Origin of the sequence: Mucilaginibacter gilvus (assembly GCF_004054195.1) — a bacterium.
Classification (GTDB): Bacteria; Bacteroidota; Bacteroidia; order Sphingobacteriales; family Sphingobacteriaceae; genus Mucilaginibacter; species Mucilaginibacter gilvus.
In genome coordinates this window covers 505665-521062 of sequence record NZ_SBIW01000003.1, presented here as the reverse complement: position 1 = coordinate 521062, position 15398 = coordinate 505665, and the positions used below count along the sequence as shown (strand labels likewise).

The following is a 15398-nucleotide window of genomic DNA, read 5'->3' as shown; positions in this document are numbered from 1 at the left end:
ATAGTTTTTTTTGGGTAAAGCGATTAGTTAGTTTGTGGTTTAATCAACTGATATTTCCCACTAAGGTGCATCAGGCTAAACAAATATAGCAAGCAATCATAATAGGCGTCAAAATACCCATCATCATAAGGCTCCAATTTGGCATTCCATAATGCATGCACAAAGTCGAGGCTCGCTTTATTTTCGTTCATGATAGACGCCGAAGCAGCGGTGGCCACCAGGCCAAGGGAGTGCCTTAAATTTATAACACTCCCGGCTTTCAAAATAAATTCCGGGCGAGAGCCATCCAGGTTAAACTGGTCTTCAAACGAATTGATACCCTTCGACCGCAGAAAGTTCTGAAAGCGAACTGAATATTGCTTCTGCCACATTTTATCTTTCCCAAACCACACATAATCCATCGCGATGTTCATCGGCACCCGCCAGGAATCGTACCGAAAACCAGGTTTCATCCAGGGAGTTGCATGTGGTTTACCACTAAATTCGGTGTAGTCCGAGTTTAAAGCTGTTACCGGGTCGCAGGCCCTATGAAGAAATACCCGCGAGGTGTCGGCGCAATCTCTATAAAATTGTTCGTGACCATCCCCGGCATATAGGGCCCATGCTTCATAGAAGGCCGGAAGGTGGTAAGATGGGTCTGTCCAATTATAATTGCTCCCTTCCGGGACAAAGGTTATTTGCTTGTGCTCTGTATTAATTAAGTTGTAAATATTACCGGTGCCATCTTTTTTCCACATGGCATCCAAGATTCGGCGTGCCTCCTGGTAATAATTAATGCCGGTGTTATTCCCCCAACGATTTGATGCGAATAACAGGCTGGTGATGTAATATAACTCACCATCTGAAGCAGAGCCGGGAGAATTACGTTTCATCGTCTCTGGGTTTATGCTCCAGGCAAAATAAGCTTCCCTTGGGCCGTCCTGATGTTGGAGATACTTTTTAGACCATCGCCATATCCGGTCAAACACATCTTTTTTATTTAGTTGTACGGCAATCATCATTCCATAAGAGAGTCCTTCTGTCCTGGCATCATGGTTTTTAATATCGGTTACATAACCCATGGTATCCCCTACTTTAAAAAAAACGCGTTGCGGGCCTTCAAATACTGCATAATAGGCTTTCTCAACTTTTCTGTCAATATCGGCCTGGCTATATCCCGCTTCGCGAAAGAGGTTAACATATACCCCGGCCCGAACAACGCTCCTGCTTTTATTTTTATTAGCTCGTTTTTTATTTTGGCCGAGCACCAAACCCGGTAATAAAGCTACACAGAACAACAAGATCAATAATTTTTTCATACTTATAGCTGCTAATTGGTTGAAAACTTAATACTCTTAATAAATGTGTTACTTGGCTGCCCCGGTGGGAATTTTATAAATACATCGTGCTGCCCGGTAACTGCATTAACGTGGTTGGTGAATACCTTCCAATTGTTTAATCCCGTATTGGTGAATGGTATTTTCGCTATCAGCTTCCCTTGTAAATCATCCAACCATACCTCAACATATCCGCTCGTTTTAGACGAGAGTAGTATATCAATTGCTGATGGCGAGGTTGTTCCTAATTCAACGCCGGAGATCATCAGCCATCCACCAGGGGCGGATGTATTGGTAACTACTTTTCCCCATTTAGAATCAACCTGCCGTACACCAAAATAATTACTATACCCTGCAGCGGGCAACCATGTTGCCCCATCTTTGCAAACAAAGAAGTCGAAATCTGCGAGTTTACCTTCGGCAAACAAACCAACACTGGTACCTACCCACGAATTAAAACTCGGCTGCGCCATATCAAGTTTTACCGCGTTGATTGGCTGGCCCACCCTTATCCATTTTTTCCCATCACCGCTGTAAAAAGCGTTTAGCAGGTGCTGGTCCCTTACCAGCTTTAACCATACGGTGTTACCAGCCAAGTTAGTAATTGCCCGTGTTGCGGTGTCTAACTTAAATATGATTTTCTCGCCGTTTTCGTATCCGGAATATAGGCTTGCAAATACCTTTTGGTTTCCATTTGTAAGGTAAATTCCCGCTTTAGCTTCAGACGTAGCCGCGTTTAAGAATACTTTGGTAACTACCGAATAAAAATGATCGGTTTCTTTTTGCATCAAATGCGTGCGATTAGTGTCCGGAGTAAGCCTTATCCAACCTTTCCGGGCCGTTAACGAATAACTGTTGGATGCCTTCTTCGTTAAAAAATGCCACCAGGGTCCAAGTTTACCGTCATTAAAATAATCTGTTTTTACACTTCGCCACGGAATAGTAGATTTTGGTAACGCCGGCATCAGGATGGGTTGAGAAGTTGGTGCCACTCCCCAGGGCCTGTCTCCTTCCCATATTACCTGGTATAAAGCGGTTTGCCGCCCGGTGCCCGACCAGTCGTTACCTATGTATTTTTCATAACTCTGCCCTATCGTCCACCACGTTCCGTCTGAAAGCTGAAATGGCGCGGCAATGTGGTTGGGGCGACGAAAGCCGGCTAAAGAATCGGTTATGGGTTTGAAAAACTCCCCGAGCCTTTCCCATTTTGTAGAATCTGCTGTTAATGCCGAGCCGCGCAAAACATATTGCCCGCCAGATACATCGCCGGCTGGGAAGTAATAATAGTATCCATTGCGTTTACACATCACGGGGCCTTCGGCCCAACTGTATTGTAACCGGGCGTTCACCCAGTCCATATTTATTACGGAACCTGTTAGCTGGCCGTCTCTGCCCAATTCATGTATACGGTTTACTTTTTGCCCGTCTTTGATAACCATATAAGGCTTACCATCATCATCTATAAAAATGGAGTTGTCGTAACCCAGGTTGCCCGTATTAGGGTTTGAATTTACCTTTACAGGCGCAGACCATGGTCCAACAGGCGAACTGGCCTTACAAAACCACTGCCCGCCAGCAGAAAAATAGATCCAATAGGAACCATAGAAGTAGGTAATAGCCCCCTGCCATATCCCGCCCGAAGGGCGATCACTTACCCAACCCGCCTTTGATGACGGCAACACCCTGCTAATTACCTCCCAGTGTACCAGGTCGATTGAATGGTAAATGGGTAGGTAAGGGTTAAAATGAAACGTTGATCCACAATAATAAAAATCGTTGCCAACCTTAAGTAAGGTGGGATCCGGGTGATCGCCTGGCAAAACCGGGTTCACATAGGTTTTAACGGAAGAGTAAAAAGCGGAAGAATCAGCTGCCTTATTTTGCGCCAGCAAATTTATGCTACAACTCAATTGTACAATGGCGTAGAAAAAAACCGTATAAAGATGCCTCATATTGGGGTGTTAATCATTTATGATTGTCAAAGAATTGATTTGAAAAAGATTACCTTGCTGCATGTGAAAAGATGAGAGATAAGATCTCACAACGCTGCTGTTAAAAGTCGACCACCGAGAAGTAGGCTTTCTTACGCTGCAGCTTTTCATCAAACAATAATGGATAAGCTTTCCTAATCACACGCCGGGTTGGGTCGCTTGCGGCAGCACCTCCCGCCACTCCGCCATTCCGAGAATCAAGCCAGCTATACCGGTCAGAAATATTCCAGAAAGTAACGTTTGTAATCACATTTTTATAGGCCCTGAAAATTTCGAAAATTTCTTTATAACGCTGTTCCTGCTGCCGTGCCAAATCCGGTGTCAACCCGGAATCAACCGCCATAGGCATTTGTGTCGCTCCGGCGAGCCGGTCTTGAGGGCTAACAGGCTTACGCACCGTAAGGTCCAGTTCGGTAATTTGGATTTTAAGCCCTAAGGACGCGTATTTTTCAATGGCTTTCCGTATTAAATCCGGTGATGGTTTATCCAGTTTCCAATGGCCCTGTAGCCCTATCCCCGTTATAGGTATTTTTGCATCAACAAGGCTTTTTAGCAGCCTATATATTTTTTCACGCTTGCCTTCCTCTTCGCTATTATAGTCGTTGTAATAAAGGGCAGCTGAAGGGTCTGCTTTATGTGCATATTCAAAGGCTTTGGCTATAAAATCTTCCCCGCATATTTTATACCATAACGAGTTGCGAAAGTAATTTTCCGGTTTATCATCAATGGCTTCGTTTACCACATCCCAGGCATATATTTTACCTTTAAAATGTTTAACAACTGTTGTGATATGTTCTTTTAAGCGTGCCAGCAATACTTCTTTACTCACCTGGTTCCCTACACTATCTTTAAAAAGCCATGCGGGTGCCTGGTTATGCCACAACAAATTATGCCCCCTTACCTTAATTTTATGTTTAAAGGCAAAGTTGACGATGGAATCGGCATTGCGCCAGTTATAAGTACCTTCAGATGGGTGTATCGGGCCCATCTTCATATCGTTTTCTGCAGTTACGCTGTTAAATTCCCGGACTATTAAATCTGCTTCATTGCCGGATAAAGCCCGCACGTTTACCGCGACACCAATGGAAAAATATTTTTTATAATAGTCCTTCAACCCTTTTTCGCGCTTACTATCAGGCTTGTACGACAAGCTTGCAGTGGCAAAAACAATACTGACAAAGAAAATCATTAATGGTTTTTTTTGAGGCATCCGGTTAATTTTATGATAATTCATAAGTATTATACGATAAATAATTCATTGTTTATTCAAATCCAGGCTGCAAGCAACAATGTGTTGATGTAAGATAATTAATTCAATATCATCGGGATACAACAATTCGCTTAGTATAACTGCCAAATGGTTATACGTAATTGCAGCCCCTTCAAATCTGAGCCCCAAGAGGCTATTCCATAACGGAACAGCCTCTTTTAAATGGTTAACAGTTAAGCTATACCGCTACCAACGCTAATAGCCCGGGTTTTGCGGCATTTTGGGGCCTTCTGTTACTAAATCAATTTCGGTTTGCGGAATAGCCCTCAGCATAAACTCATCTTTTACGTAAGGCGCGGCTTCGTTATTCCAGGCTTTTACCCTAGCTGTTAAGCTGCGTGTACGTACCAGGTCGAGCCATCTCTGGCATTCAGCATAAAACTCGCGGCTGCGTTCGTCCAAAATAAAATCAAGCGTTACGTCTGATGGCTGAACCGTCATAGCTAAAACCGCTGCTGAATTTTGGATGGCAGTATTTGTTTTGCGGAACGCTGCACGTTGCCTAACTACATTTATCCATTTGGCCGCATTTCCTAAATCCCCAAGTTTAAAAGCAGCCTCGCCGGCCAGCATATACACATCAGAAAAACGCCATATCACCACCGGCCGGGTTGATGGGTCGTTAAAGTTTGCGGCGGCACGGCTTGGGTCCATAAATTTCTTTACAGACGGGAAGATGTTGTTATTCCAATATTTAGGTGGGATAACAATACCTTTAAAAGGACGGGTGCCAACAAATTGCGGGGCACCGTCTATATTGTCAGCCGGCATATAAATGGCGGTATCTACTCCGGGTGTCATCGTATATGAAATTCCACGTTTGTTATTTGCCGCAGCAGCGGTGTTTGATGTGGCCACGTTAGAAATCCATGCGGTATAGAATGTGTTCTCATAACGGGAATCAACGTCGCGGTTAACAAATGCCTGGTCTAATATATAGCGTTTTCCGGCATTGGCACCAGTTTTAACAGGATCTGAATTAGGCCTTGTTCTGGTGTAGGGGCGGCCGTATTGAACGTCGCGCACCATTCCACCGGCCCCAGTAGTAACCAGGCTTCCGGAAGCACTTTCATACGAATTTATACCGCTTAAATTGGGGTAGTTAAAGTTTGTGAACCATGGCAACAGATTGTACGGACCACCACCCTGGGCTTGCCCAAGCGGATAAATACCGTACTTGGTATCGATATTATGGTCGCTTACAAAAATGGTTTCTTTGCCATTATCATTGGTGGGATTAAAAGCGTCACCATAGTCTTGCCATAGATCCAGGCCGTAAGTACCCTTATTAGCAATAATATCTGTAAAAAGAGCGTAAGCCTGCTGAAAATCTGCCTGGTTGTTGGTTAACCAGCCTCTGGTAAGGTACACCCGTGCCAGTAAAAACTGGGCAACAGGTTTGCAAGCCGCCTTGCCTGTAAAAGGTGCTGCCGGCGTATTCGGCAGGTCTGCTGCTGCTTCTGTCAGGTCCTGTATAATTACTTTGTACACGTCGGCCGCAGGTGCACGGGAATCCGCCTTTGTAGGAACGGTTATGAAGGCAGTGTGCAATGGAACATCTCCATGTTTTTGTACCAGCAAAAAATACCAAAACGCCCTTAAAAATTTCGCTTGGGCAAGGTATTGTTTACGTGTCGCGGCATCTAAATCAATGCTCTGGCCATATTGCAATACGCCATTCATGGTATTAATGGCCCGATAAGCATCTCCAAAACCGGCGCCGCCTACGCTTGAATTGATGCCGTTGTAAGTGTACAACTGAATACCACTTGCACTACCACCTGCCAAATGATCATCGGTACCGGCATCCATTTCGGCCGTGAAACCTTCAGTACCATAGGTCGACTCGCGGATTGCCGCGTATCCGCCGGCAATTCCGCCTAAAACACCCGATGGCGTGTTAAAAAAAGATGGCACTATACTGGATTGCGGGTGTTCCTCCAATATTTTTTTACAACCATTGTTTACCAATGCCGTTAATATTAAAAAAGCGCAGGCAAATTTTCTATATGTTTTCATATCAATATCTTTTAAAGTTTAAAATTTAGCATTTACACCTACGGTAAATTGCCTGTAAGATGGGTTATTAAGATTCACGCTTACAGCACGATTGGTCACCGCGGCATTGCCACCAGTATTATTTACCGAACCGCCATATCCATTTCCTTCCGGGTCAAGTGCCAAATGATCTCTCACTATTGGCGAGTAAACGATGAATGGATTGGTAGCATTAGCGTAAACACGTAAACTGCTTAAACCTATTTTATTGATTAATTTGGTTGGCAACACATAACCCAGGTTGATGCTGCGGCATTTGATGAACGAGCCATCGTAATAGCCAAGCGTTGAGCCAAACAACAAACGATCTGTACTGGCATCCGGTGCCGGGAACTCATTTGTTGGGTTTGTTGGCGTCCAGTAATTTGTTTTTAGTTGATTAACACGCCCCTGGTTAAAGAAAGCGAAACCAGCAGCACCTCCATCAGCAGTAAAATAAGGCAACAGTACTTTCATACCCATACGCGCATAAAAAATCACGGAAAGGTCAAAGGCTTTGTAAGCAAAGCGGGTTGTAAAGCCTCCAACCCATTTTGGCTGGAAATCACCCAGGATCTGCCTGTCGTTAGCGTTAATTATACCATCGCCATTCACATCTTGTGCCCTTATCTGCCCCGGGAACTGTACCGGAGAGGTTTGTTTTGCAAGCGTTCCATTGGTTTTATCTTCAGTTTGCCAGATGCCTATCTTCTTTACGTCGTAAATAACGTTCAAAGGTTGGCCCACAAACCATCCGTTGCCTGGGTCGCTCAATTGGCTTGCGTTTGTCAGTTGCGTTATTTTTTCCCTGTTAACCGCGAAGCTAAAATCGGTACTCCAGGTGAAACCACCTTTTGTTTGAATGTTAATTGTAGATAGGTTAATCTCTATACCCTTGCTTTCAGTTTTACCAAGGTTTTGGAATGTGCTACCGGTACCGCTGCTTGGCGGCAGGCTAACCTGTAAAAGAATGTCTTTTGTTTTTTGCTGATAAACATCAATATTGGCGGTGATACGGTTATTCAGGATGGTGATATCTAAACCTATATCTGTTTGCGCTGTTGACTGCCACCCTAAATTTGGATTTGGCAAACTTGTAACCGTATACGCAAGTTGGCCCCCGCTGCCAAAGTTGTAAGCTGTTGAGGTTAGGCCGCCCAGTGTGGCATAAGCACCTACATTTCGGTTACCTGAGATACCGAAGCCACCTCTTATTTTTAAATTATTAACGAGGGTAATGTTCTTCATAAAAGCTTCGTTGCTGATGTTCCAGCCTAAGCCAATTGATGGGTAAGTGAACCACTGGTGGCCCGGAGCTAAAGAAGATGCCCCATCACGGCGCGCTGTAAGGGTTACCATGTAGCGATCATCATAGCTGTAAGCAAAACGTGCCATGTACGAAAGAAGGCCCTGCTCGCTAAAACTACCGCCACTCGTTATAGCGCCGCTTGCCAGGTTAAAGTTAGAGTTGAGGATATAATCTGTTGGTACCCCGGTGGTAGCGAAATTGCTGTTCTTGTTATGATCCTTTGTTATTTCGTAAAGCGCGGTAAAATCTATCCGGTGCTTTTTAAACGTTTTGTTATAGTATAACAAGTTCTGAACGTTATAATTCCACTGCTCGTTATTATAAAGGCTGGCGTTATTTAATGAAGAGTTGCCATTTACATAGGTGAGTGTTCCGTTGTAAGTGTTACCATTCTCCTGTATAAAATTCAAACCAACATTTAAACGGTATTTAAGGCCATTCAGAATATTTACCTCGCCATAAAAGCTATTGAATGTAGAATAGCGACGGGTACGGTCATATATAGAACTTGCCTTGGTAATTAAAGTATAAGGGCTTACTGCAGCGGCATCAATGCTTCCTATTTGCGGGAAAAGATTTACGGTGCCGTCATCATTCTTCAGCGGTGCAAGTGGCGTGGTTCTTACCAGGCCACCCGGTACGCCGCCACCACCCGGCAGGCTGGTGTAACGCAATGTGTTTATGCTGTTCAAGCCAATTTTAACACGGCTGCTGATGCGGTGATCGATTGTTGTACGCAGATCCGCACGATCGAAATATTGGTTAACGATGATACCATCCTGGCGGTAAAAGCCTGCACCAATATTAAACTGGGTGGCATCACCACCACCAGATACAGTTAGTTGATGGCTTTGGGTTGGTGCGGTACGGTAAATAAGGTCTTGCCAATCGGTTGAGACGCCGGCTGTTAATGCCGCCTGTTCGGCCGGGGTTATAGGATAAGCGCTGGTACCCGGAGAAGCTGTATTATAGGTAGCTGCATCAGCCTTAAGTTTGGCGTAACCGGCTCCGTCATAAATGTTATATTTCCCAAGCACCTTAGCGTTTGCATAATACGCGTCGTAGGAAATAACCGTTTTACCGGCACGCCCCCTTTTAGTAGTAACCAAAATAACGCCACCTGCACCACGCGAACCATATACGGCTGTAGCAGATGCATCCTTTAAGATATCAATGGATGCGATATCTTCCGGAGCAAAATCATTGATGCTACCGGGGTAAGGAATCCCGTCTAAAACAACAAGCGGGCCATCCTGGCCATCATTATTACCGGTGGTAATAGTACGGTTACCCCTTATACGGATCTGGCCTCCTGTGCCTGGTGTAGCACCGTTACTCACTACGTCTACACCTGCGGTACGGCCTTTTAATTGGTCAATTAAGTTTGGGGCAGGTACTTCTGCCAATGTCTTGCCCGAAACGGAAGCAACAGCTCCCGTTAAGTCCTTCTTACGCACGGTTCCGTAACCCACCACAATAACTTCGTTCAGATTTTTGGAGCTGGGCGTAAGCCGGACGGTAAAGTTGGTTTGGCTGCCTATAGTTACCTCCTCATCTACATAGCCTACAAAGTGAACAATTAAAGTTTGTTCGTTATTGGCCACGCTAATGGTGAATTTACCGTTGACATCTGTACCTACAGCTATCTGTCCGGATTTGATTTTAATGGTGGCACCGGGAAGAGGTTGATTTTGTTCATCAAACACAGTACCTGTGAGCCTCTTGTCTTGCGCCAAAGCGGTAGCACAACTCAAAATGCTAAAAAGCAATAAGAGCGCCGCTTTATTATAAATGTTCAGTAGTGATCTTTTCATAATTTGGTTATTAGGGATTAGGTAGTTAAAACCGACAATGGAATGGTAGCGAGCAGCCTTTTTTGCAAGGCCATTCCTTTAATTCTAATCGTGCGGATTATCTTTCCTATTGAATATTGGTTAGTTGGTTATGGGGAGCAGATTTTGTCCTTGACAAGTGCCCTTAGATTTTCATTTATGTTACCATAATAGGTTGCTCATTTAAATTGGTTTAATAAGGCTTAAAAATCAAACAAGCAGTTTACCCGTTAAACCCAAAGCAATCGATTGCAAAATGAGTCGTAAGCGGAGTCTGAAAAATCTTGTATGAGTAAAATTTGGTTATTGATTTATAATTTGGTTATCAGGCGGGTTCTACACCTTTTGACATCTGCTAAGTTCTGCGGTTTGGAATGTTTTGTATATCACATATCGTCAAAATCATCGTACAAATGTGCAATGGCAACCTTTGGGGAATATTAACAGGGTGTAATAGAATTTTAGTATTAACTAATTACCGCTGATTCAGCAAGTTATTTTAATGAGGAAAGATATCGTCGTTATAAGCCCGCATAGGAAAACGCATTGCCTACCTGATAAAATAATAAGAATAGTTAGATGTGGGTAAGCAGTCTACTATGCTGTATTTGGTATATTTTAAGATCAAATAACAGCAGTTTAATTATCACGGCTGTTTCAATTATACTACCAGCCGTTTCCATGATAAGAGCAACTGGAACTACAGTAGTTATTCAATTTAGCATAATACATATGTGACGTAGAAATGGCGAACAGAACTATTGCGTTACTTTAAAAATAGACAATTTTAACCCGACAAAATTTTCCCATATCTCTTTTAGGCTCTCGCCTTTATTGTTTAGTTAATTGGTTAAGGACAGCGCAACGCTGTCCTTTTTTTCTTTGATCTACCCCTATTATACGTTATTGTTTGCAGCAGTTATAGCTAAAATTAATTCAACTGAACAGTTTTTTACAATCGATTGTATTAAATCGCTCATTATTATCAGCTTTGTTTAGGATTCTTCATTTAGAGTAATATATTTGTTACCATAACCAATTATTCTTACTAAAACCTTCGTAATTATATCCGTTTTCAAAAACTGATATGCTTACATAGCCAAAGCACTATATGTTGAAGTTAATTAGATATAGCCTTGCGCTGTGCTTAATGTTAAGCAATATGCCGCATATTGGCTTTGCCCAGGATAACATCAATTTTACTTCCATCACCGTAAAAGAAGGCCTGTCGTCAAACACAGTTAATGCTATTGTTAAAGATCATAACGGGTTGATATGGTTTGGTACTACTAACGGTTTAAGTAAGTACGATGGCAGCAATTTCACTATATACAGGCATCATCAGGGCGATGATAAAAGCCTGCCATCTAACGAAGTGCTGGCCCTGTTTATAGATCATTCCGGGAAACTTTGGATAGGTACATCAGCCGGCGGACTTTGCTATTACGACCAAAAGCTCGACAGGTTTAAAAAATATAATGGTGACGGCAATTGGAAGGAATTGCCCACGATATCTGCCAGAACTATACTTGAGGACCATAATGGAAACCTTTGGGTTGGTACTTACGGAGATTTGAGAATGATTGATCTTAAAACCGGCCGCTCTACCTGCCTACCCATTAAACTTCCTAAAACTACCGAAACCGGTAGTTTTGTAGCAATTGCCTTATTGGAAGACAGCAATTACAACATGTGGGTTGGAACCAATAATGGAGTGTATTGCTTTGACCGGCATCGAAAAAAGCTTACAAGATTCGCTCAAGATCCGGCTGACCCAACAACCATCAGCAACAACATTATCAAATCAATTGCCGAAGACGCTGACAAAAATATCTGGTTCGGCACTTTCGACGGCCTTAATAAACAGGTTTCGCCGGGTAAATTTGCAGTTTACAGATGCATCAAAGGAGCAACAAATTGCCTCAGTAATAATGCAGTATTTGCTTTAACCGCCAGCGCAGATGGCAGTCTTTGGATAGGAACCGAGGACGGGGTGAATATATATGATCTAAAATCAGCTCAATTCAGGCAATTAAAGCCGGATCCCCGCAATATGTTTAGCCTGAAGAGCACCTCCATCCGAAGCTTTTTAATAGACCCGGAAGGCATTTATTGGGTTGGTACTTTTGGTGGCGGTGTGAGTAAATATGATAAACATCTGCCTCTTTTTAATTTAAAGCAAAGTAATCCGTTTGATCCGTATGGGCTTTCGGCACCATTTGTAACTTCTTTTGCAGAATATAAAAGCGAGAACATTTTCGTAGCTACAGACGGCGGTGGCCTAAAACTCTTTAATAGTAACACCGGCTTATTTAGCGCCTATAAGCTAACCAGTAAGCTCGACAAAACCGCAACGCCAACAATTTTATCCATGCGTATGGATAAAAATGGAAAGTTGTGGGCAGGCACTTATCACCATGGTGTTTTTTGTATTGATCCGCGTGATAAAACCTTTAAGCAAACTACAAGTGATAATACACCAGCGGGATTAAGCCAAAACAATATAACCGCCATTACCGAGGATAAACAAGGCAGGGTTTGGCTGGGCACACTTGGGTACGGCGTAGATATTTATGATCCGCTCACCAATTCATTTTCAAGACTAAACAGAAAAGCGAGCATAGGTTTCCAACACAATTTGCCCTTAAATGATTTTATTGTTGCCATGGCAACTGCTGCAAATGGCAACGTTTGGATCGGTTCTACAGGTACCGGTATCGCGGTATATCGGCCTGCAGACGGAAGTATAAGCCATTACACAAAGGCAAACAGTGGATTAGCTGATGACATAATTTCAACCTTAACAATTACCAAAGATGGCGCGCTTTGGGTCGGTACAAATGATGGCATCAGTTATTTCGACCCAAAAAAGAACAGGTTCCGTTCGTTTAAAGAAATAGACGGGTTAACAAACGGCTTTGTTAAAAGTATTATTGAAGACGATGCGGGTTTACTCTGGTTTAGTACCGACCGGGGCATCGGCTCCTTTGACCGCACAAAAAAGAAGTTCAGGAATTTCACCGCCGAAAACGGCGTTCAACAGGGCTCGTTTATGCCCTCTGCAGCCATCAAAACCTCTCTCGGCGACCTATATTTTGGAGGGCAGGATGGGTTTAACTACTTCAACCCGGCAAAGCTCCCCCCCTCATCTATACCTGGCAGGGTTATATTTAGCGGCTTAAAAGTAAATAACGTGCCTGTAATGCCTGCACAAAAGTCGCCTATTCATGAACAGATCAGCAACGCTAAAGAGATCATGCTTAAATATGGCGAAAACTTTTCTATTAGTTACGTAGCTGTCGATTACACCGCGCCTAAGCAGGATCTGTATGCTTACAAACTATCGGGCTTTGATAAAGGATGGAACTTTGTTAACAGAACCCAAACTGCAAATTATACAAACCTTGATCCAGGCAGCTATGTTTTCCAGGTGATGGCAAGTAAAAATGAAAATTCATGGAACAACGCGCACAGCCAAATAAAAATTACGGTGTTGCCGCCCTATTGGCGCACTGTTTATGCCTATTTGGTGTACATGCTGGTTGCCATTTCTGTTTTGTTACTCATTCGCCGACAAGGCATTAGAAAATTGAGAAACGGGTTCGAAGTGGCCCAGGAAAAATTACAGGCTAAACAATCAATAGAACGTGAGCGCTTCAAAGCCGAGCGACTGCATGAGGTTGACCAGGTAAAAATAAAAATACTTACAGATCTGAGCCACGAATTTAGAACACCTATTTCGCTTATCCTTGCCCCTGTTGAAAAGTTAATGACCCGTGGTTTTGAAGGTGACGATTTTGGCCAGCTGAACATGATCAAAAGAAATGCAAAACGACTACTTAATTTAGTTAATGAGCTGTTGGATTTCCGTAAAATGGAGGAGCGTGAATTAAAACTAAACCTTACACCCGGAGATATCATCCGTTTCATTATTGAATGTTCCGAATCTTTCCGGGATATAGCAGATAAAAAACAAATTACGCTGAATGTAGAAAGCTCACAAAAAGTGTGGATAACACAATTCGACTACGATAAAATGGAACGCGTGATATTTAACCTGTTATCTAACGCGTTTAAGTTTACGCCGGGTGGCGGCTGCGTAACCATAAAAATAGATATTTGCGATGCTGATAAGCAGCAACCCATCTTAAATTTGATCGTTTCAGACACCGGAATAGGGATAGATGAAAGTGACGTTGTTAAAGTTTTTGACCGCTTTTATCAATCGCGGCAAAACGGTTCGGTAATGAACCAGGGAACCGGGATAGGGCTCTCCATTACAAAAGAATTTGTTGAACTACACGGTGGCAACATAAGCGCCAAAAGCGCTCGTGAAAAAGGCAGCGACTTTATGATAATATTGCCGTTGGTGCCCGCCATTGCCTTTTATGAAGAGCAGGACATTATTCTAGAACAGGCTTGCTTCCCTCACGAGGAAGGAATTGAGACTCGTCCATTTGAAGATCTCACAGAAGGCGCGTCTAACATGGCCACCATTTTATTGGTGGAAGATAACGACGATTTCCGGCACTATCTTGCCAATCATTTAAAACATTATTTCCAGGTTTTGGAAGCTGCGGATGGTAAACAAGGCTGGCAAAAAGCATTGAGCGCCCATCCGGACCTGATAGTAAGTGATGTTGGCATGCCCTATCTAAATGGTATAGAGTTGAGTAAGAAAATTAAATCGGATAAACGCACATGCCACATCCCGGTTATTTTACTTACCGCAATGGCAAAGGAAGAAGAGCAACTTAAAGGTCTTCGCTCCGGGGCAAACGATTATCTTACAAAACCTTTCAATTTCCAGATCTTGTACACAAAAATTTGCAACCTGCTCATTATGAGTAACAGCCTTAAAGAAACATACTCCAAACATATCCAATTCAAAGTCAGCCAGATAGAAACCGAATCGGCTGATGTCAAATTGATGAATAAGATAATGGAGTGTATTGAAAACGGGCTAAACGACCCCGAGCTATCTGTTGAAAAACTGAGTAAATATGTAGGGATGAGTCGTGGATCGTTGTACAACAAATTGCTGGAATTATCAGGATATACACCAGTTGAATATATTCGCCAGGTGAAATTGGAGAAGGCTGCATCATTGTTAGAAACGAGCGACTATAATGTAGCCCAAATTGCTTACATGACAGGCTTTGGAACACCAAGCTATTTTTCCAGGACGTTTAAAAGCAAGTACGGTGTACTCCCCTCAGAATATTTAAGTAATAAAAGAATCCAAAGGTATAAGCCTTCGTTTTCATCCGCAGCCGTTATTTAAATATTGGAAAGTATTTGACAGGAGATTATCAAAGTCAGTTATAATATCTATTTTTTTGGAGTTATACGCATTAGTGATGGCAAACCCGCCATCTACATTAATAACGGTTCCCGTTACAAATTCCGAGGCATCGTTTAACAACCGTATCAGTGCGCACCCAGTTCATCGGATACACCAAAACTTTTAAATGGCGTTGTTATAATACCAACGCGCCGCGTTCGGTGTAACTCCCGTTCGCTTGGGTAAGCAGCGTACGGTTTTGTTCGGCAAGGAAGAAACCCGGGGCTATGACGTTCATTCGTGTTTTATCTCCATAGCGGTTTGGCGGTTTCCAAAGCAACAATCAGTGATCCCCTTTC

General features: G+C 43.1%; 6 protein-coding genes. 1 reads left to right on the top strand and 5 read right to left on the bottom strand.

Translation table 11 applies throughout. From position 1 onward, the window contains the following. Window positions 1-23: 23 nt before the first annotated feature. From EPL05_RS08205 to EPL05_RS08185, 5 genes are all read right to left on the bottom strand, one after another. On the bottom strand, window positions 24-1298 hold the full coding sequence (locus EPL05_RS08205; RefSeq protein ID WP_128533459.1) for a glycosyl hydrolase family 8: 1275 nt from the start codon (window positions 1296-1298) through the stop codon (window positions 24-26). A gap of 11 nt (window positions 1299-1309) precedes the next feature. Further along, a complete protein-coding gene (locus EPL05_RS08200) occupies window positions 1310-3268 on the bottom strand; it encodes a family 43 glycosylhydrolase (RefSeq protein ID WP_128533458.1) in 1959 nt (652 codons plus the stop codon). Window positions 3269-3368: 100 nt separating this feature from the next. Beyond that, the gene (locus EPL05_RS08195) at window positions 3369-4496 is read right to left on the bottom strand and encodes an endo-1,4-beta-xylanase (protein WP_243837249.1); all 1128 of its coding nucleotides are present in this window, start codon (window positions 4494-4496) and stop codon (window positions 3369-3371) included. A gap of 276 nt (window positions 4497-4772) precedes the next feature. Beyond that, the gene (locus EPL05_RS08190) at window positions 4773-6596 is read right to left on the bottom strand and encodes a RagB/SusD family nutrient uptake outer membrane protein (protein WP_128533457.1); all 1824 of its coding nucleotides are present in this window, start codon (window positions 6594-6596) and stop codon (window positions 4773-4775) included. Window positions 6597-6614: 18 nt separating this feature from the next. Continuing rightward, window positions 6615-9737, bottom strand: coding sequence for a SusC/RagA family TonB-linked outer membrane protein (locus tag EPL05_RS08185; RefSeq protein WP_128533456.1), 3123 nt, complete (start codon window positions 9735-9737; stop codon window positions 6615-6617). A 1129-nt stretch (window positions 9738-10866) separates the two neighbouring features. Between EPL05_RS08185 and EPL05_RS08180 the strand changes: the two genes are divergently transcribed. Beyond that, complete coding sequence (locus tag EPL05_RS08180) at window positions 10867-15039, top strand: hybrid sensor histidine kinase/response regulator transcription factor (protein WP_128533455.1); 4173 nt, start codon at window positions 10867-10869, stop codon at window positions 15037-15039. Window positions 15040-15398: the final 359 nt, after the last annotated feature.

What these genes read in the sequence shown, in the direction of transcription:
- EPL05_RS08195 (WP_243837249.1), bottom strand. Translation starts at nt 4,496, where the DNA reads ATGATTTTCTTTGTCAGTATTGTTTTTGCCACTGCAAGCTTGTCGTAC.
- EPL05_RS08190 (WP_128533457.1), bottom strand. Translation starts at nt 6,596, where the DNA reads ATGAAAACATATAGAAAATTTGCCTGCGCTTTTTTAATATTAACGGCA.
- EPL05_RS08200 (WP_128533458.1), bottom strand. Translation starts at nt 3,268, where the DNA reads ATGAGGCATCTTTATACGGTTTTTTTCTACGCCATTGTACAATTGAGT.
- EPL05_RS08180 (WP_128533455.1), top strand. Translation starts at nt 10,867, where the DNA reads ATGTTGAAGTTAATTAGATATAGCCTTGCGCTGTGCTTAATGTTAAGC.
- EPL05_RS08185 (WP_128533456.1), bottom strand. Translation starts at nt 9,737, where the DNA reads ATGAAAAGATCACTACTGAACATTTATAATAAAGCGGCGCTCTTATTG.
- EPL05_RS08205 (WP_128533459.1), bottom strand. Translation starts at nt 1,298, where the DNA reads ATGAAAAAATTATTGATCTTGTTGTTCTGTGTAGCTTTATTACCGGGT.